Origin of the sequence: Micromonospora sp. NPDC048871 (genome assembly GCF_043198155.1) — a bacterium.
Classification (GTDB): domain Bacteria; phylum Actinomycetota; class Actinomycetes; order Mycobacteriales; family Micromonosporaceae; genus Micromonospora.
Genome location: NZ_JBICUM010000011.1, coordinates 148,796 through 165,992, shown reverse-complemented (window position 1 = coordinate 165,992; position 17,197 = coordinate 148,796). Strand labels below are relative to the sequence as shown.

The 17,197-nt window shown below is 71.0% G+C and carries 15 protein-coding genes; 11 read left to right on the top strand and 4 right to left on the bottom strand.

The genetic code is table 11. The features are described from left to right. Positions 1 to 69 precede the first annotated feature (69 nt). The 3 genes from sepH to ACGFIK_RS22275 all read right to left on the bottom strand — a co-directional run bounded on the left by sepH (position 70) and on the right by ACGFIK_RS22275 (position 4,015). Positions 70 to 1,152 carry a septation protein SepH gene (gene sepH, locus ACGFIK_RS22285; protein WP_357529225.1) on the bottom strand — a complete coding sequence of 361 codons (1,083 nt, stop codon included), beginning with the start codon at positions 1,150 to 1,152 and terminating at the stop codon, positions 70 to 72. A gap of 287 nt (positions 1,153 to 1,439) precedes the next feature. After that, entirely contained in the window at positions 1,440 to 2,567 is a 1,128-nt protein-coding gene (serC, locus tag ACGFIK_RS22280; protein ID WP_357529223.1) for a phosphoserine transaminase, read from the bottom strand. Positions 2,568 to 2,908: 341 nt separating this feature from the next. Continuing rightward, the gene (locus ACGFIK_RS22275; protein WP_327023143.1) at positions 2,909 to 4,015 is read right to left on the bottom strand and encodes a citrate synthase 2; all 1,107 of its coding nucleotides are present in this window, start codon (positions 4,013 to 4,015) and stop codon (positions 2,909 to 2,911) included. A 278-nt stretch (positions 4,016 to 4,293) separates the two neighbouring features. Here ACGFIK_RS22275 and pdxH point away from each other — a divergent pair, with 278 nt between their 5' ends. From pdxH to ACGFIK_RS22245, 6 genes are all read left to right on the top strand, one after another. Next, a complete protein-coding gene (gene pdxH / locus ACGFIK_RS22270; protein ID WP_393341139.1) occupies positions 4,294 to 4,920 on the top strand; it encodes a pyridoxamine 5'-phosphate oxidase in 627 nt (208 codons plus the stop codon). After that, positions 4,917 to 6,200, top strand: a complete 1,284-nt coding sequence (locus tag ACGFIK_RS22265) for an MFS transporter (RefSeq protein WP_327023141.1) — start codon at positions 4,917 to 4,919, stop codon at positions 6,198 to 6,200. Before pdxH ends, ACGFIK_RS22265 begins: the two co-directional genes overlap by 4 nt. A gap of 51 nt (positions 6,201 to 6,251) precedes the next feature. Further along, the gene (locus ACGFIK_RS22260) at positions 6,252 to 7,181 is read left to right on the top strand and encodes an aldose 1-epimerase family protein (RefSeq protein WP_327023140.1); all 930 of its coding nucleotides are present in this window, start codon (positions 6,252 to 6,254) and stop codon (positions 7,179 to 7,181) included. A 37-nt stretch (positions 7,182 to 7,218) separates the two neighbouring features. Further along, positions 7,219 to 7,821: a nitroreductase family protein gene (locus tag ACGFIK_RS22255; protein ID WP_357529217.1), complete on the top strand. Its 603-nt coding sequence runs from the start codon at positions 7,219 to 7,221 to the stop codon at positions 7,819 to 7,821. A 188-nt stretch (positions 7,822 to 8,009) separates the two neighbouring features. Next, on the top strand, positions 8,010 to 8,315 hold the full coding sequence (locus ACGFIK_RS22250) for a type II toxin-antitoxin system VapB family antitoxin (protein ID WP_111214238.1): 306 nt from the start codon (positions 8,010 to 8,012) through the stop codon (positions 8,313 to 8,315). A 135-nt stretch (positions 8,316 to 8,450) separates the two neighbouring features. Beyond that, positions 8,451 to 9,194, top strand: a complete 744-nt coding sequence (locus tag ACGFIK_RS22245) for a DUF4230 domain-containing protein (protein WP_357529215.1) — start codon at positions 8,451 to 8,453, stop codon at positions 9,192 to 9,194. Positions 9,195 to 9,392: 198 nt separating this feature from the next. Here the strand turns inward: ACGFIK_RS22245 and ACGFIK_RS22240 are convergent, their stop codons facing one another. Next, on the bottom strand, positions 9,393 to 9,599 hold the full coding sequence (locus ACGFIK_RS22240; RefSeq protein WP_393341088.1) for a PspC domain-containing protein: 207 nt from the start codon (positions 9,597 to 9,599) through the stop codon (positions 9,393 to 9,395). Positions 9,600 to 9,925: 326 nt separating this feature from the next. Here ACGFIK_RS22240 and ACGFIK_RS22235 point away from each other — a divergent pair, with 326 nt between their 5' ends. From ACGFIK_RS22235 to ACGFIK_RS22215, 5 genes are all read left to right on the top strand, one after another. Then, entirely contained in the window at positions 9,926 to 10,753 is an 828-nt protein-coding gene (locus ACGFIK_RS22235; RefSeq protein WP_327023136.1) for an ABC transporter permease, read from the top strand. Then, positions 10,753 to 11,499, top strand: a complete 747-nt coding sequence (locus ACGFIK_RS22230) for an ABC transporter ATP-binding protein (RefSeq protein WP_393341086.1) — start codon at positions 10,753 to 10,755, stop codon at positions 11,497 to 11,499. Before ACGFIK_RS22235 ends, ACGFIK_RS22230 begins: the two co-directional genes overlap by 1 nt. Beyond that, on the top strand, positions 11,496 to 13,502 hold the full coding sequence (locus ACGFIK_RS22225) for a DUF5941 domain-containing protein (RefSeq protein ID WP_393341083.1): 2,007 nt from the start codon (positions 11,496 to 11,498) through the stop codon (positions 13,500 to 13,502). Before ACGFIK_RS22230 ends, ACGFIK_RS22225 begins: the two co-directional genes overlap by 4 nt. Positions 13,503 to 13,516: 14 nt before the next feature. Next, on the top strand, positions 13,517 to 15,727 hold the full coding sequence (locus ACGFIK_RS22220; protein WP_357529208.1) for a bifunctional glycosyltransferase family 2 protein/CDP-glycerol:glycerophosphate glycerophosphotransferase: 2,211 nt from the start codon (positions 13,517 to 13,519) through the stop codon (positions 15,725 to 15,727). Positions 15,728 to 15,857: 130 nt separating this feature from the next. After that, positions 15,858 to 17,156 carry an ABC transporter ATP-binding protein gene (locus ACGFIK_RS22215; protein ID WP_327023133.1) on the top strand — a complete coding sequence of 433 codons (1,299 nt, stop codon included), beginning with the start codon at positions 15,858 to 15,860 and terminating at the stop codon, positions 17,154 to 17,156. Positions 17,157 to 17,197: the final 41 nt, after the last annotated feature.

Sequence of the window (17,197 nt, the reverse complement as noted above, 5' to 3'; positions counted from 1 at the left end):
CGCGGGCGTTTCACGCCTGGCGGCAGGATCGTCCGCTCGCCCGGCGGTGCAGGTGATGCCCGGGTGGGGTTAGGAGGATTCGCGGGCGGCGGGGCCGGTGCCGAACAGGACGTCGTCCCAGCTGGGCAGGCGCTTGCGGGGCTTGCCGCCGGCCTCGGTCGACTCGGCGGCGGCCGCAGACGGGGTGTTGGTACGACGGGGGCGCAGCACCGCCAGCGAGGGTACGGCCGGCACCTCCTTCGGCGCGTCCGCGTCGTCGTCGAAGGCCGATCCCTGACCACCACCGAGCAACGCCGCAGCGCCACCGGAGACGGCCCGCTGCCGGGGGGAATCCGGGGTGCCGGCCAGCGCGGCCGGGGTGCGGGGTTCGAGACCCCGACCCGAGGTAGAGCCGAGTGGCCGATCGAGGGAGGCGAGCAGGGCGTCCCGACCGGCGCGGATCGGGTCACGGCCAGCACGGCCCGACTCGGCCGGTGACGGCAGCCCGTGGCCACCCCGGGTGGGCTCGCCACGCGAGGGACCGGGCAGCCCGTGACCGCCCCGCTCAGGTGCCGGCTCCTGCCCGAGGATCGGGGTGGGGCGTTCGGCGCAGAGGTACTGCGCCATGTCGTCGTGCGGCGCGACCGACTGGCGGGTCTTGTCCAGATCCCAGACCGCCTGGGCGGTGGCCTTGCCGGAGGGCCAGGTGGCGACGATCCGCCAGGTGCCGTCGTCGCGACGCCAGGCGTCCCAGGAGATCTTCTCGGTGTCGATGCCGTGCTGGGCGAGTCGCCCGTTCACCACCTCGGCCAGCGGGGTCGGCTTGTCGGCACCCTTGAGTCGGGTACGCCGGGCATGCTGGGCGAGCATGGCCCGCTCCTGAAGCACCGGACCGGCGTAGCGGAGCACCCGGTCGACCGGAACCCCGGCGATGCGGGCCACGTCCTCGGCGGACTCGCCGGAACGGATCCGGGCCTGGATGTCCCTAGGGGACAGGGAGGGAACCGGATCGGCCGTGGTCGGTGCCACCGCCAGGGTCGGTGCACCCGGCTCGGCGTGCAGCACTCCGGCGACACGCTCGTCGATGGGCAGGGCGAGCAGCCGCCCGACCTCGTCGGCGAGCACCAGGGCCTGGCCGTCCTCGGAGAGGGCGACGAAGCGTACTGGGCGCATCGCGTTGCCTCCGTCCCGCTTCGCTGGCCGTACGCCACGAGCCGGCCACCCGGGGCGTTGAGGACCACGGTACGCCCATCCGGGTCCAGGTGGGAGACGCCACGCCCGGGCAACTCGTGCTGAGCAGCCTTGTCCGGTGCTGGTGAGGGCTGTGCGGCCGGTCAGTCGCCAGGGGCCGAAAGGGCGATTCGACCCCGACGGTACGAAGGTCGCACGGCCGGTCCGTTCAGCGTAGCGGGCCCGGCCGACCGCGCAGGGTAGACCGGGCCCGGTGTCTCAGCGGCGGGTCAGAGCCGCTCGACCACGTAGTCGATGGAGGCGGTCAGGGCCTCCACATCGGCCGGCTCGACGGCCGGGAAGAGCGCGATGCGCAGCTGGTTGCGGCCCAGCTTGCGGTACGGCTCGGTGTCCACGATGCCGTTGGCGCGTAGCGCCTTGGCGATCGCGGTGGCGTCCACCCCGTCGGCGAAGTCGATGGTGGCGACCACGTTGGACCGCAGCGCCGGGTCGGTGACGAACGGGGTGGCCACGGCGGAGCGCTCGGCCCAGCCGTACACGATTCCGGCGCTCTCGGCCGTGCGCTTGGCCGCCCAGGCCAGCCCACCCTGGGAGTTCATCCAGTCGGTCTGCTCGGCGGCCAGGAAGACGGTGGCCAGCGCCGGGGTGTTGTAGGTCTGCTCCAGCCGCGAGTTGTCGATCGCGGTGACCAGGTCCAGGAAGGCGGGGATGTACCGACCGGAGGCCTTGATCTCGGTGGCCCGCTCAAGGGCGGCCGGGGACATCAGGGCCAGCCACAGGCCACCGTCGGAGCCGAAGCACTTCTGCGGGGCGAAGTAGTAGACGTCGGTCTCGCCGACGTTGACCTCCAGGCCACCGGCGCCGGAGGTGGCGTCGACCAGCAGCAGCGAGCCCGGGTCGGCGTCGGCCACCCGGTTGATCGGTACGGCGACACCGGTCGAGGTCTCGTTGTGCGGGGTGGCGTAGACGTCCACCCCGGCCTCGGCGACCAGGGTCGGGGCGCTGCCCGCGTCCGCCTTGCGGATGGTGGGCTCGCCCAGGAAGGGGGCGTCCTTGACGGACTTGGCGAACTTGGCCCCGAACTCGCCGAAGCTGGCGAACTGGGCCCGGTCGCGGATCAGGCCGAAGGTCGCCACCTCCCAGAAGGCGGTGGCGCCACCGTTGCCGATGATGACCTCGTAGCCCTCGGGCAGGGAGAAGAACTCGGCGATGCCGGAGCGCAGCCGGGCCACCTGGTCACGGACGGTCTTCTGCCGGTGCGAGGTGCCCAGGTAGCTGGTGGCCACCTCGGCGAGCGCGGAGACCGCCGCCGGACGGACCTTGGACGGCCCGCAGCCGAATCGGCCGTCGGCGGGCTTGATCTCGTCGGGAATCCGGATGGTCGGTGCGTCAGCCACGGTTTTCAAGATCCTTCCGCATGGGTCGGGGCCCGGTTGAGCAGGTGGGAGTGGACCGATCGACGTGCGCGTGTGGGTGCGTGATCGCACCCTCCGGCGGCACTGCCGCCTTCATCCTCGCACCCGCCGGTATCCCTCCGGGCGCTCGTCTCACCCCGAACCGTGAGTCGTCCGCCACAGCCCGTGGCCTGGCCCACATCGGTGTCGGCCACGGGGCATACGCCGACGATCCGCCCGCCCACGACCCGGACGGCCTCTGCGGTGCCACAAGCCGGGAACGGGGTGTTAAGAGGGGGCCCCTCCTCTACCGGAAACGTTAAGAAGGGGCCCTTCCTTACACCTCAGACGCCGTGCGGGACGGCGTCCCAGCCGTCGACCTCGTGCGGCTTGCGGGGGCTCGGACCGACGTAGCGGGCGGAGGGCCGCACCAGGCGCTGGAGCTTCTTCTGCTCCAGGATGTGGGCGCTCCAACCACCCATCCGGGCGCAGGTGAACATGGAGGTGAACATGTGCGCCGGAACCTCGGCGAAGTCGAGGACGACCGCCGACCAGAACTCGACATTGGTGGCCAGCACCCGGTCCGGCCGGCGGGCCTGCAACTCGGTCAGCGCCGCCTTCTCCAGCGCCTCGGCGACCTCGAACCGGGGTGCCCCCAGCTCCTTGGCGGTACGCCGCAGCACCCGGGCCCGGGGGTCCTCGGCCCGGTACACCCGGTGGCCGAAGCCCATCAGCCGCTCACCCCGGTCCAGGACGCCCTTGACGTAGCTCTCGGCGTCCCCGCTGCGCTCGACGGCTTCCAGCATGCTGAGCACCCGTGAGGGCGCTCCGCCGTGCAGCGGGCCGGAGAGGGCCCCGATGCCCGAGGAGATGCAGGCGGCGGCGTCCGCCCCGGTGGAGGCGACGATCCGGGCGGTGAAGGTGGAGGCGTTCAGGCCGTGCTCGGCGGCCGAGATGAAGTACGCGTCGACCGCCTTGACGTGCCGGGGGTCGGGCTCCCCGCGCCACCGCTTCATGAAGCGCTCGACCACCGTAGAGGCCTTGTCGATCTCCTTCTGCGGCACGGCCGGCAGGCCGAGGCCCCGGGCGGACTGGGCGACGAAGGACAGCGCGGTGACCGAGACCCGGGCCAGATCCTCGCGGGCCTGCTCGTCGGAGATGTCGAGCATCTGCTGCAGCCCCCAGTACGGGGCCAGCATCGCCACGGCGGACTGCACATCGACCCGGATGTCACCGGAGTGCACCGGCACCGGGAACGGCTCGGCCGGCGGCAGACCGGGCCCGAACCGACCGTCGACCAGCAGGGCCCAGACGTTGCCGAAGGAGACCTGGCCGATCAGATCCTCGATGTCGACCCCGCGATAGCGCAGCGCACCGCCCTCGCGGTCGGGTTCGGCGATAGCGGTTTCGAACGCTACGACGCCTTCGAGTCCGGGTTTGAAATCGGCCATCTCACTACTCCTGGTGTGTGGTCGGTGCGCCCGCCCGGGCTCGATGACCCGGCCCCGGCCGGGTGAGCGCCTTAGGCGACCCTCAGGGATGTGTTCGTGACATCTTGCCTGCTGGTAATCGGGTACGCGACCCACTGTCGATGTGCTGCACACGACATCCCCGGGTGCGGCGGCCGTGGCTGATTGGGTGAGACTTGACCGTACGGGCTGGTCGGGGGCGGATCAGCCGGATGGACAGGGGAGGACACGTGACGGGGGACACACCGCCGCCGGTCGACATGCGTAACGAGTACACGGCCGGATCGGGGCTGGTCGAAGCCGACCTGGCCGAGGACTGGCACACCCAGTTCGATCGTTGGTTCGCCGAGGCGGTCGCTGCCGGGCTGCCGGAGCCGAACGCCATGGTGGTGGGCACGGCCGACGCCGGCGGCCGGCCCAGTGGGCGGACGGTGCTGCTCAAGGGGTACGACCCGGAGGGGTTTGTCTTCTTCACCAACTATCACTCCCGCAAGGGCACCGAGGTGGCCGCCAACGCGTACGCCAGCCTGGTGTTTCCCTGGTTTTCCATCCAACGGCAGGTGATCGTGGCCGGGTCGGTGGAACGGATCGACCGGGCGGCGACGGAGGCCTACTTCGCCAGCCGACCCCGCGGTTCCCAGCTCGGGGCCTGGGCCAGCACCCAGTCGTCCGTACTGCCGGACCGAGCCACCCTGGACGACTCCTACCGGGCGGCGGCGCAGCGGTTCGCCGAGGTGGAGCCGATCCCCGCCCCGGAGCACTGGGGCGGGCTGCGGGTACGCCCCGACTCGGTGGAGTTCTGGCAGGGGCGGGCCAGCCGGTTGCACGACCGGCTGCGGTTCCGCCGTACCGACACCGGCTGGGTAGTGGAGCGGCTGGCCCCGTGACCAGGACCGACACCTCCCGGGGGCGCGAGCGGCGCCGCTGGGCGATCGACCTGCGCCCACTGCGGGTGCCGGCGTACCGGCGGCTGTGGAGCGGCAACGCCATCGCGATGTTCGGGTACCAGCTGACCGCGGTAGCCGTACCGGTGGAGATGTACGCGCTGACCCGGGACTCGCTGTGGGTGGGGCTGCTCGGGGTGGCTGCCTTCGTACCGTTGCTGGTCTTCGGGTTGTGGGGTGGCGCGGTCGCCGACGCCCTCGACCGGCGTCGGGTGTTGCTCGGTGGGTCCGTGCTGCTCTGGTTGTCCGTACTAGGACTGCTGGCGCAGGCCGTGCTGGATGTCGGCAGCCCGGTGCTGCTGCTGGCCCTGGTGGCGCTGAGTTCGGTGTCGTTCGCGATCGCCAGCCCGGCCCGCGCCGCCCTGGTCGGCCGGCTGGTCCCGACCGAGCTGGTGCCCGCGGCCACCACCCTGAACTTCACCACGGCGATGGCCACCTCCGTGCTCGGGCCGTTGACCGCCGGTCTGATCCTCGCCACCTTCGAACTCGGGATCGCCCTGCCGGTGGCCTACGGCCTGGATGCCGTGCTGTTCGTCGCGCTGATCTGGGCCGCCCTGCGGCTGCCCGCGATGCCGCCCGAGCCGGATCCCGACGGTGCTCCCCGGCAGGTCGGGCTGCGCAGCATCGTCGACGGAGTCCGCTACCTGGCCGGTGCCCCGGTGCTGCTGCTCTCCTTCGCGGTCGACCTGATCGCGATGGTGTTCGCCTTCCCCCGGGCCCTCTTTCCCGAGGTCGCGACCGAGCGGTTCGGTGGCGGCGCGGCGGTGGGCTGGCTCTACAGCTCCATCGCGATCGGCTCCCTGCTCGCCGGGCTGCTGTCCGGCTGGATCGGCCGGGTCCGTCGGCAGGGACTGGTGCTGGTCCTGGCCGTCGTCGGCTGGGGGATCGCGGTGGCCCTGGCCGGGCTGGCCCGTCAGCTCTGGCTGATGGTCGCCTTGCTGGTGCTGGCGGGGGCGGCCGACCTGGTCAGCGCGGTGGTGCGGCAGTCGATGCTGATCGTGTACGCCCCGGACCGGATGCGCGGACGACTCCAGGGGGTCAACACCGTCGTGGTGGCCGGCGGGCCCCGCCTGGGTGACCTGCGGGCCGGGGCCACGGCGGCCGGTTTCGGCAGCGGGGTGGCCTGGGTGGGCGGTGGTCTGGCCGCGGCGGTGCTGGCGGTGCTGCTGGCGGTGGCCTTCCCGGCGCTGACCCGGTACCGGGCCTCCGGGGGAGCGCGATGATCGTCGACCGTGGTGAGCGGGCGACGTACCCGGAAGCTAGGGTCTGGCGACATGGATAACCACGAGCCGCGTCCCCTCTCCGGAGCACAGTGGACCATCTCCGCCGCCGGACACGAGGCGGTCATCGTCGAGGTGGGCGGCGGGCTGCGCGCCTACCGGCAGGACGGCGTCGAGCACCTGGACGGGTACGGCACCGACGAGGTGTGCCCCGGATCCGCCGGTCAGGTGCTCGCCCCCTGGCCCAACCGGATCCGGGACGGGGTCTACACCTTCGACGGGCAGTCCTTGCAGCTCAACATCACTGAGCCGGAGCGCAACACCGCCCTCCACGGCCTGGTCAACTGGTCCGCCTGGCACCTGATCGAGCAGCGGCCGGACGAGATCACGATCGGGTTCGACCTGCCGCCCCAGCCGGGTTATCCGTGGCCGCTGCGGCTGCGTACCCGATGGAGTGTGGGGCCGGACGGGCTGCGGGCCGAGCACGAGGTGACCAACATCGGCGGGCAGCCGGCACCCTTCGGCTTCTCCGTGCATCCCTACCTGCAACTGCCCGGGGTACCGGTGGAGGAGATCGTGTTGCAGGTGCCCGCGCAGACCCGGATGGTGGTGGACGCCCGGTTGCTGCCGGTCGGGGTGACCCCGGTCAGCGGCACGGAGTACGACTACACCCAGCCGCGACGCATCGGCGACGCCGTACTGGATCTGGCCTTCGGGCAGGTGGACCGGGACGACGACGGCGGTTCTGCGGTCACCCTGAGCGGGTCGGAGGCGACCGGCGGGTTGCGGATCTGGGCGGACCCCCAGTTCGGCTGGTGGCAGGTCTACACCGGTGACACCCTGACCGGTGAGCGGTTCCGGCGTTCGGTGGCGGTCGAGCCGATGACCTGCCCGCCGGATGCCTTCCGCTCCGGCCGGGATCTGATCGTCCTGGCACCCGGCGACACCTGGCGGGGGACCTGGGGCATCCAGCCCATCAGCTGAGGGACCGCCGCCCGGACCAGCGTGGAGGAGAGTGCAGGTGGAGTTCGCGGAGGTGGTCCGGCGTCGCCGGATGGTGCGCAACTACGACCCGGACCGCCCGGTTCCCCCGGCCGTGGTGGACCGGTTGCTGGACCATGCCGTACGGGCCCCATCGGCGGGATTCTCCCAGGGCTGGGGGTTCCTGGTGCTGGAGGAACCGGCGGACCGGGAGCGTTTCTGGGCGGCCAGCACCCCGGCCGGGGGCGGCCGGGAACGCTGGCTGACCGGGATGCGCCGGGCCCCGCTGATCGTGGTGCCGCACGCCAACCGCTCGGTCTACCTGGAGCGGTACGCCGAGGCGGACAAGGGTTGGGCGGACCGCTCGACGGACCGCTGGCCGGTGCCCTACTGGTACATCGACACCGGCTTCGCCGCCCTGCTGATGATGCTGACCGCGGTCGACGAGGGACTGGGGGCGTGCTTCTTCGGCATCCCGCCCCAGCGGTGGGAGGCCTACCGGGAGGCCTTCGGGGTGCCGGAGGAGTACCACCCGATCGGCGCTGTCACTGTCGGTTACCGGGCCCCCGACCATCGGTCACCCTCATTGCGCCGAGGGCGGCGTCCGGTGGAGGAAGTGGTCCGCCGAGGGCGGTGGAGCTGACCCGTACGGGTGGTTTCGTCCGGTTGAGAACCGGACTCCCGGTGGCGAAACTGGCGCCGGGGAGCAGAACGCGGGGTGCGGGGTGCCGCTACGCTGGCACGGACATCGGTGCTGCGGGTCGCGGTACCGTGCCGCGACCCGCGTCGGCGTCGTGGTACGAACCGGGTAGGGGAGGGGAGCGTGCCGTCGTGATCTTCAGAGCGGTCCGGGACGGGCGTCCCTACCCGGAACACAACCTGACTCTCAAGCAGTGGGCGGAGATCCCGCCCCGCCCGCTGCGGCTGGACCAGCTCATCACCACCAAGCGTGAGCTGGCCCTGGACAAGCTCCTGGCGGAGGACTCGACCTTCTACGGTGACCTGTTCCCGCACGTGGTGCAGTGGAACGGGGGCCTCTACCTGGAGGACGGTCTGCACCGGGCCCTGCGCGCCGCGTTGCAACAGCGCAACCAGATCCACGCCCGGGTGCTCGTGCTCGCCGAAGCGGTCGAGTGACGGTGCCGGTCCCCGCCGGGTCCTGACCCGTCCTGAGCTGCGGAAACACGCGATCGGGTGACTCGGTGAGCGGGTGTCGTACGGGGGGCTTACCGTCATCACAGACAACGCGTCTGAACAAGGACGGTGAGGGCGATGGCACGCGACGGCGACATCAACGAGCCCACCAGCAGTTTTTCCGACACTGACCTGCGAGCGGACGACCGGTCCGAGGCCCCACCCGCGCCCCCGTCCAGTGGCGGCGCCGCCCGCGCCCTGCTCTGGGTGCTCGGCGCGGCGGCACTGGCCGTGGTGGTCCTGCTAGGTGTGCAGACCACCGGGCTCCTGCCCGAGTTCCGCAACCCCTTCAGCAAGGAGCAGACCGACCGCAGTCAGCCGGCGCTGCTGGAGTCGATGCGGGACCTCAGCCGGTACGTGGCCGCCGAGGGCAACTTCCAGGTCGTCGTCGACCTGCAGAACGACCGTCGCAACGTGCCGGACTGGCTGCTCAACCAGCGCACCCTGTTCGTCGGGTCGGGCAGCGTCGAGGCGTACGTGGACTTCGGGGCCCTCACCGAGGGGGCGATCACACAGTCGGCCGACGGCAAGTCCGTAGAGGTCAGGTTGCCGGCGCCGCAGCTCGGCAAAACCAATCTCGACCTGGACAAGAGCTACGTCTTCGCGGAGGAGCGGGGCCTGCTCAACCGGGTGGGTGACCTGATCGGCAATGACCCCAACCGGCAGCAGCAGGTCTACCAGTTGGCCGAGGACCGGATCACCGCTGCGGCACGGGACAGCGGGCTGGCCGCCCGGGCCGAGGAGAACACCCGCAAGATGCTCATCGGTCTGCTCGCCTCCCTGGGCTTCGAGCAGGTCACCGTCACCTACGTGGCCCCCTGACCCGCCGGGCGGCTCAGTCAATCCGTTAGCTGGGGCGACTTCGGGGATCGCCGCCTCCGACAGGTCGGTCGGCGGGCAGCATCCCCGAAGTCGGCTGCGCTGCTTGCCGTGAAGCTGGTTGCTCGCAGTCGGCTGCTTGAAGTTGGGCTGCTTGAAGTTGGCTGCGCCGGGCTCGGGTGGAAGCCCGGCGTGGGGGGATCAGCGACCGGCCATCACGTAGCGGTCCTCGTTGGGCATGATGATCCACAGGGCCAGGTAGATGATCACCTGGGTGCCGGGCAGTAGCAGCGACAGCAGGAACAGCAGCCGGACGAACCCGGCCGACATGCCGAAACGCTGGGCCAGGCCGGCGCAGACACCGGCGAACATGCGCCCCCGCCGGGGCCGAACAAGCTTGCGACTCATCGTGGTGGTTCCCCTCTGCGGCGATCCGCCGCTCCGGTTGTCAACGCTAGGGACTCGATCCGCCCTCGCCCTCCGTCCCGAGAACGAACCTCACCCCGCCCACCCGTAGGTACTTACCCGCGCCCCCCACCCCCCACCCCCCACCCCCCACCCCTGCCCCGCCCGCGCCCTCCCCCCACCCCCGCCCACCCCGTCGATCATGGAGTTTTGGTCGGGGCGTAACGGGCTTAGCGGGTCAAAACGGCGACCATAAGTGCATGATCGACGGGGGTGGCGGGGGTGCCGGCTGCTAACCTGGCGTCCGTTCGGTAGGCGGGAGAACGACGGTGACCTCTGGCGTGGGGGCGTTGTGGTCGCACCGCAACTCGCTGCGCATCCTGGTCAGGCGCGATCTGGCGGTCAAGTATCAGCAGTCGGTGCTGGGCTACTTCTGGTCCCTGATCGAGCCCCTGGGGATGGGGGCCATCTACTGGTTCGTCTTCGGGGTGCTCTACTCCCGGGACACCAACCGACACCTGGGCGAGGCAGCCGGGTCGTACCCCCTGTTTCTGATCACCGGGATCTTCGCCTGGATGTGGACCAGTTCGGCGTTGAGCGAGGCGACGAACGCCCTGACCGGACAGTCCCGGTTGATCACCACGATGAACGTACCCCGGCAGGTGTTTCCGATCGGTCGGGTGGCCGGCCGGTTCGCCGAGTACGCCGCCGGCCTGCCGATCCTGGCCGGCATCGCGATCTGGTACGCCGCCCAGGGCCGGGTCGAGCCGGGCTGGTCGCTGCTGGCCCTGCCTCTGGCCGTGCTGGTGCAGGCCACCCTGTTGATCGGGGTGGCCCTGCTGCTGTCCGCCTGGAACGTGCTGATGCGCGACGTGGAGCGGTTCATGCGACTGGTCATCCGGGTGCTGTTCTACGCCACCCCGATCATCTATCCGCTGAGTCTGGTCCGGGACTCCGGCCTGCCAAGCTGGCTGAAGGTGGGCTACGAACTCAACCCGCTGGTCGGCATCTTCCAACTGCACCACTCGGTGTGGTACCCGCAGGAGTTCCCGTCAGCCCGGATGCTGGCCACCACCGTCGGGATCAGTCTGCTGCTGCTCGTGGTCGGCTGGTGGTCCTTCCGTCGGCTCGAACCCGCCGTGCTCAAGGAACTCTGATGAGCGAATCGATCATCGAGGCGGAGGGTATCGGCATCCGGTTCGTCCGCAACCGCCGGCGGCAGTTGCGGCTGCGGGAACTGCTCATCCATCGGGGGCGGCGCAGCGCGGCCGACGGCCAGTTCTGGCCGCTGCGCGACCTGACCTTCTCGATCGCCCCCGGGGAGACCGTCGGGGTGGTCGGCCGCAACGGCACCGGCAAGAGCACCCTGTTGCGGCTGATCGCCGGGGTGCTGATCCCCGACGAGGGGGCGATCAGGGTTTCCGGGGAGGTGGCGCCGCTGCTGGAACTCTCCGCCGGGTTCTCCAACGACCTGACCGGGCGGGAGAACCTGTACCTGGTGGGTGGCCTGCACGGGCTGTCGTCGGGCTACCTGAAGCGGCACTTCGAGGAGATCGTCTCGTTCGCCGGGGAACAGGTGGAGCGGGCCATCGACACCTCGGTGCGACACTACTCGTCCGGTATGAAGGTGCGGCTGGGCTTCGCCATCATCTCCCACCTGCCGCACCCCATCCTGCTGATGGACGAGGTGACGGCGGTCGGGGACGCGGAGTTCCGCGCGAAGTGCTACACGACCATCGATCGTCTGCTCGGGGAGGGGCGCACTCTGGTGCTGGTGTCACACAACGAAAAGGACCTGACCCGGTTCTGCCGTCGAGGATTGTTCCTCGACGCGGGCCGGCTGAGCGTCGACGGCACGATCGCCGAGGCGCTGGCCGCGTACCACGACGCGGTTCCCCGGTGACCCTCGCGATCGTGCTCGCCGCCGGTTCCCCGGCCGCGGGCCTGCCGACGGGCGACGGTACGGCCCTGACCGACCGACTGGCCGCGCAGTGGCGGGCGGCCGGGGTCAGCGAGGTACGGTTCGCGGCCGACCTCGACGAGCTGGCCGACCTGGCCGGGACCTCCGTGGGCCCGGTGGTGGTCAGCGGTGCCGACCTGGTCGCGCACACCGCCGTACTGCGGCATCTGTTGACCAGCCCGGTCGGGCCGACGGTGGCCTTGGTGCTCACCGACCCGCCGACCGGTGGCCGCACCACGGTCCGTGAGGAACGCGGCCAGGTGGTCGGCGCGGGGCCCGCCCACCGACTGGACGGCGAGGCCACCGGGGTCTTCGGTGGCGCGGTGCGGGTCGGCCGGGACGACCTCCCGGCGCTGGTGGCCGCCGCCCGGGCCGCCGCCACCGGTCGGCTGGCCGATGTGGCCGCCGGGCACTCCGACGGCGGCGGTGCGCCGGTGGAGCCTTCGGGACCCGCGGTGGACCAGGTCTTCGCCGGGCTAGCCGCCCAGGGGGTGCTGGTCTTCGCCCAGCGGGTACGCCTGCTGGTGGCGCACCGGGTGGACGAGGTGAGCGATCTGCACGCGGCCCAGGCCGCGATCGCCGCGGTGGACGAGGACCGGGCCGAGTTGCGGCTGTCGGTGAAGGAGCGGGACGACTTCTTCACGACCTACTTCGTCAGCACCTGGTCCCCGTACGTCACGAAGGCGGCGGCCCGGTTGGGCCTGAGCCCGACCGGGGTGACCATGCTGTCGGTGGGGTTCGCGGTGGCCGCGGCGGCGTTATTCGCCACCGGCGGGCGGGTAGCCCTGGTCACCGGTGGGGTGCTGCTCTACCTCGGGTTCGTGCTGGACTGCGTGGACGGCCAACTGGCCCGGTACACCCGCAACTTCAGCGCCTGGGGCGGCTGGCTGGACACCATGGCCGACCGGGCCAAGGAGTACCTGGTCTACGCCGGTCTGGGGTGGGGGGCCACGGCGGCCGGGGTCCGGTACGGGTGGGCCCTGGCCATCGCCGCGATGACCCTGCAGACCGTCCGGCACATGACCGATGCCTGGTACGGCGTCCTGCACGACGAGGCGGCCCGACGGCCGAAGACGGTCGGCACCGGGGGCGGCGGCATCGGGGACCGGCTGAACGCCGCCTCCACGAAGGTGCAGGCCGACACCGGCTCGGTGTCGTACTGGCTCAAGCGCACCGTGGTCTTCCCGATCGGGGAGCGGTGGGCCCTGATCGCGCTGGCCGCCGCCCTGTTCAACCAGCGGATCGCGCTGCTGGCCGTACTGACCTGGGGGGTGCTGGCGTTCGCGTACACCGGGGCGCTGCGTACCCTGCGGGCCCGGTGGATGCGGGTGCCGGTGCTGGACACCCTGGATGCCCTCCTGCACCGCGACGACGGCCTGCTCTCAGCCCGGCTGCTGCCGGTGCTGCGTCGCCCGGGGCCGCTGGTGCTCGCGGTGTTCGCCGCCCTGGGTGCGGGGGTCCTGCTGCTCGCGGCGTTGCTGACCGGCGACGATGCGGACGGGTTGCGCTGGGCGGTACCAGTGGTGCTGCTGGTGTTGCTGGTGGGTGCGGCCGGGGCCCGGGCGGCCCACAACGGCCCGCTGGACTGGCTGGTGCCGGCGGCCCTGCGGGCCGCAGAGTACCTGTTCGCCATCGCGGTAGGGGTGATCGGCGGGGCTCCGGCCTGGCTGATCTTCGGGTACGTCTTCGTGCTGACCCTGCACCACTACGACCTGGTGGCCCGGCTGGAGAAGCGGCAACCGGCACCACCGTTGCACCCGGCGACCCTCGGCTGGGAGGGACGGTCGGTGGTGCTGGGGCTGACGGCGATTGCCGGAATCGTCGGTATTGGTCTCGCTACACTCGGTATCTACCTGTTGGTGCTTTTCGCGGCGAGTGTGGTGCTGGCCTGGTTCGTCCGGCCGGCCCGGGTGCCGACAGGTGCCGGGGGGAACGCGACAACCTGACGGGGGCCGGGACGATGACGCTGATCAGCTTCGTCGTCCCGGCCTACCGGGTCCAGGGCTACCTGCGGGAATGCCTGGACTCGATCCTCGCCCAGCCGGTCGTCGACATCGAGGTGATCGGGGTCGACGACTGCTCACCCGATGCCAGCGGGGAGATCCTCGACGAGTACGCGGCCCGCGACGAGCGGGTACGCCCCCTCCGGCTGGACCGCAACCTCGGGCTGGGTCCGGCCCGCAACGCCGGGCTGGACCGGGCGGTCGGGGAGTACGTCTGGTTCGTCGACGGCGACGACTGGCTGGTGCCGGACTGCCTGATCGAGGTGGCCGAGCGGCTGCGCAGCACCCGCCCGGACGTGCTGCTGGTCGACCACGTCCGGGCCCACTGGAACGACACGGTCACTCCCAGCGCCATGGCGGAGGTGTTCCCGCAGCCGCCCGGGCCGGTCACCTTCCGGCTGCGGGAGCGACCGGAGACCCTGAACCTGCTGCACACCGTCTGGAACCGGCTGGTCCGTCGACAGTTCCTGGCCGAGACCGGGCTGCGGTTCGCCCCCGGCTGGTACGAGGACGTCTCCTTCAGCTATCCGGTGCTGCTGGCCGCCGACCGGATCGGGGTCCTCGACACGGTCTGTGTCAACTATCGGCAGCGGCGGGCGGGTGCGATCACCAAGACCCGGGGCGAGCGGCACTTCGAGCTGTTCGAGCAGTGGCACCGGGTGTTCCGGTACGCGGATCAGCTCGGTGCCCAGGAGCTGCGGGCGGCGCTGTTCGAGCGGATGATGTGGCACTACCTGACCGTGCTCGGCAACCCCGATCGGCTCCCCGCCCACCTGCGGCCCACCTTCTTCGCCCGGATGTCGATCGAGTACGCCCGGTACCGGCCGCCGGGCGGCTACCGGGTCCCGCCCGGGGTGGAAGGGCTCAAGCATCGGCTGGTGGCGGCCGGGCGGTGGCGGGCCTACTCGGCGTTGCGGGCCACCAGCCGGAAGGGGGAGTTTGCTCGCCGGGCCGTCCGGCAGGTCAGACGTCGGGCGGTGCCACCGGTGCGGGCCACCGTGCGGGCGGCCAGGGATGCCGCGCTGCACGGGTACCACCGGGCCGAACTGCACCGACCCCTGGACGAGAACCTGGCCGTCTACGCGGCCTACTGGTACCGCGGCTACGCCTGCAACCCGGCGGCGATCTACGAGGCGGCCCGGCGGCTGGCACCCCAGATCCGGGGGGTGTGGATCGTACGCAGGGACCGGGTGCACACCCTGCCGGCAGGGGTCGAGTACGTGGTGGCCGGCAGCCCCGCGTATCACCGGGTGCTGGCCCGGGCCAAGTGGCTGATCAACAACGTGAACTTCCCGGACTCGGTGCGCAAACGGCCCGGTTCGGTGCATGTGCAGACCCACCACGGCACCCCGGTCAAGGTGATGGGGCTGGATCAGCAGCGTTATCCACTGGGGGCGGTCGGAATGGATTTCGCCGGGCTGCTGCGTCGGGTGGACCGCTGGGACTACAGCATCTCCGCCAACAGCTTCTCCACCCAGATGTGGGAGCGGGCCTATCCGGCCGCGTACACCACTCTGGAGGTGGGTTATCCGCGCAACGACCGGCTGGTCACCGCGACCCCCGAGGAGGTGCTGCGGCTGCGGGCCCAGTTCGGTGCCGGCCTCGGTGAGCAGGTGGTGCTGTACGCGCCGACCCACCGGGAGCATCTGCCCGGCTACCGGCCGCCCTTCGACCCGGAGCGGGTGCTCGACGCCCTGGGCCCCTCCGGGCTGCTGCTGATCCGTAGCCACTACTTCCATGACCGCAACCGGAGAGGGTGGCCCCCGGCGGGCCGGGACCGGATCATCGACGTCAGCTCTCATCCCCAGGTCGAGGACCTTTACCTGGCGGCGGACCTGCTGGTCACGGACTATTCCTCCGCGATGTTCGACTACGCGGTGCTGGACCGGCCGATCGTCATCTACGCGCCGGACTGGGACGCCTACCGGTTGACCCGGGGGGTCTACTTCGACCTCTTGGCCGAGCCGCCCGGACCGGTGGCCCAGACCTTCGCCGAGTTGCTGGAGGTGTTGCGGGACCGGCGATTCGACACCCTGGCGGCCGACCGGACACGGGCGCGGTTCCGGGAGCGCTTCTGCTCCCTGGAGGACGGTCAGGCCGCACAGCGGGTGGTTCGGCAGGTGTTTTCGGCCGACATCTCCGGCGGAGATGGAAAATTCAGTCGATAGTCGCTACTCGATGGCACGTATTAAGTCTGTCACGACTTGAACATGACACGTTTACCCGATGTGCGGCTGACATGATCCTGGCCACAGTCATTGCCGGGTTCGGCAGACGAGGGGTCGGGGGAGGAGACGGGTGAGCACCGTCGCGCTCAAGGATGTCACGAAGGTCTTCCGGGACGGCACGGTCGCGGTGGACAGCATCAATCTCGAGGTCAACGACGGCGAGTTCATGGTGCTGCTCGGGCCATCCGGCTGCGGCAAGTCGACGGTGTTGCGCATGGTCGCCGGGTTGGAGGAGCCGACTGCGGGCTCGGTGATGCTCGACGGTGAGGTCGCCAACGACCTCCCACCCCGGGAGCGCGGCATCGCCATGGTCTTCCAGGACTTCGCGCTCTACCCCCACATGAGTGTCGGCGACAACATCGCCTTCCCCCTCAAGCTGGCCGGGATCGAGCCGGCCCCGCGCGGCGAACGGGTCACCGATGTGGCCAGCGCCCTCGGCATCGGCGACGTACTGGCCCGACGACCCAGCCAGCTCTCCGGCGGGCAGCGGCAGCGGGTGGCGATGGGCCGGGCCATCGTGCGCCGCCCGAAGCTGTTCCTGATGGACGAGCCGCTGTCCAACCTGGACAGCGGGCTGCGGGCGGAGTTACGGGCGGAGATCTCCGCCCTGACCCGCGAGCTGGGGGTCACCACCATCTACGTGACGCACGACCAGGCCGAGGCGCTGACCATGGCAGACCGGGTGGCCATCATGCGCAAGGGAGTCCTCCAGGACGTGGGCACCCCGACCCAGGTGTACGGCCGTCCGGCCACCCTCTACGTGGCCGCCTTCCTGGGCAGCCCTCGGATGAACCTGCTGGAGGCCTCGGTCTACGTCCACCTCGACCGGTACGTCACCCTCACCCTCGGGGATCAGGCCCTCTACCTGCCCTGGGACGACATCCGCAGTCGGGCGGTGGCGCACTACCACGGGGAGCGGATCGTGGTGGGCATGCGGGCCGAGGCCCTCACCCCGGTGGCCCCGGACTCACCGGGTGACGTCCTGCAGGGCCGGATCCGCTACCTGGAACATCACGGGCACGAGTCCCTGGCCTTCCTGGACATCGGCGCCACCGCGATCGTGGTGGACGAGGTCGGCGCGGCCCCGGACAGTGACACTCCACTGGGCCAGCGCGGCCTGCGCCGCTTCGGTCAGGTGATGCAGCGGTTCACCAACCGTGCCCCGGTGCCCCAGGCCAACCCGAACAGCGGTCAGGCCAGCGTCCTGCCCGACCCCGGCCGGCACCACCGCCGCCCGGCCGAACTGGCCGTCCGGCTAGCGCCGTACCCCGCGGTCTCCGCCGGTCACCCACTGGCCATCAAGGTACGCATGGACGCCCTGCACTTCTTCGACGAGCGCGGCGACCGGATCGACGTCGGCTGGCGTTGAGGGCACCTGCGGCGCGCCGGGTTGAGCGAAGTACGTTTGCC

Coding starts and splice junctions, on each gene's coding strand:
- ACGFIK_RS22260 (WP_327023140.1), top strand. CDS start 6,252: ATGGATAACCACGAGCCGCGTCCCCTCTCCGGAGCACAGTGGACCATC.
- ACGFIK_RS22245 (WP_357529215.1), top strand. CDS start 8,451: ATGGCACGCGACGGCGACATCAACGAGCCCACCAGCAGTTTTTCCGAC.
- pdxH (WP_393341139.1), top strand. CDS start 4,294: ATGCGTAACGAGTACACGGCCGGATCGGGGCTGGTCGAAGCCGACCTG.
- sepH (WP_357529225.1), bottom strand. CDS start 1,152: ATGCGCCCAGTACGCTTCGTCGCCCTCTCCGAGGACGGCCAGGCCCTG.
- ACGFIK_RS22240 (WP_393341088.1), bottom strand. CDS start 9,599: ATGAGTCGCAAGCTTGTTCGGCCCCGGCGGGGGCGCATGTTCGCCGGT.
- ACGFIK_RS22220 (WP_357529208.1), top strand. CDS start 13,517: ATGACGCTGATCAGCTTCGTCGTCCCGGCCTACCGGGTCCAGGGCTAC.
- ACGFIK_RS22275 (WP_327023143.1), bottom strand. CDS start 4,015: ATGGCCGATTTCAAACCCGGACTCGAAGGCGTCGTAGCGTTCGAAACC.
- ACGFIK_RS22230 (WP_393341086.1), top strand. CDS start 10,753: ATGAGCGAATCGATCATCGAGGCGGAGGGTATCGGCATCCGGTTCGTC.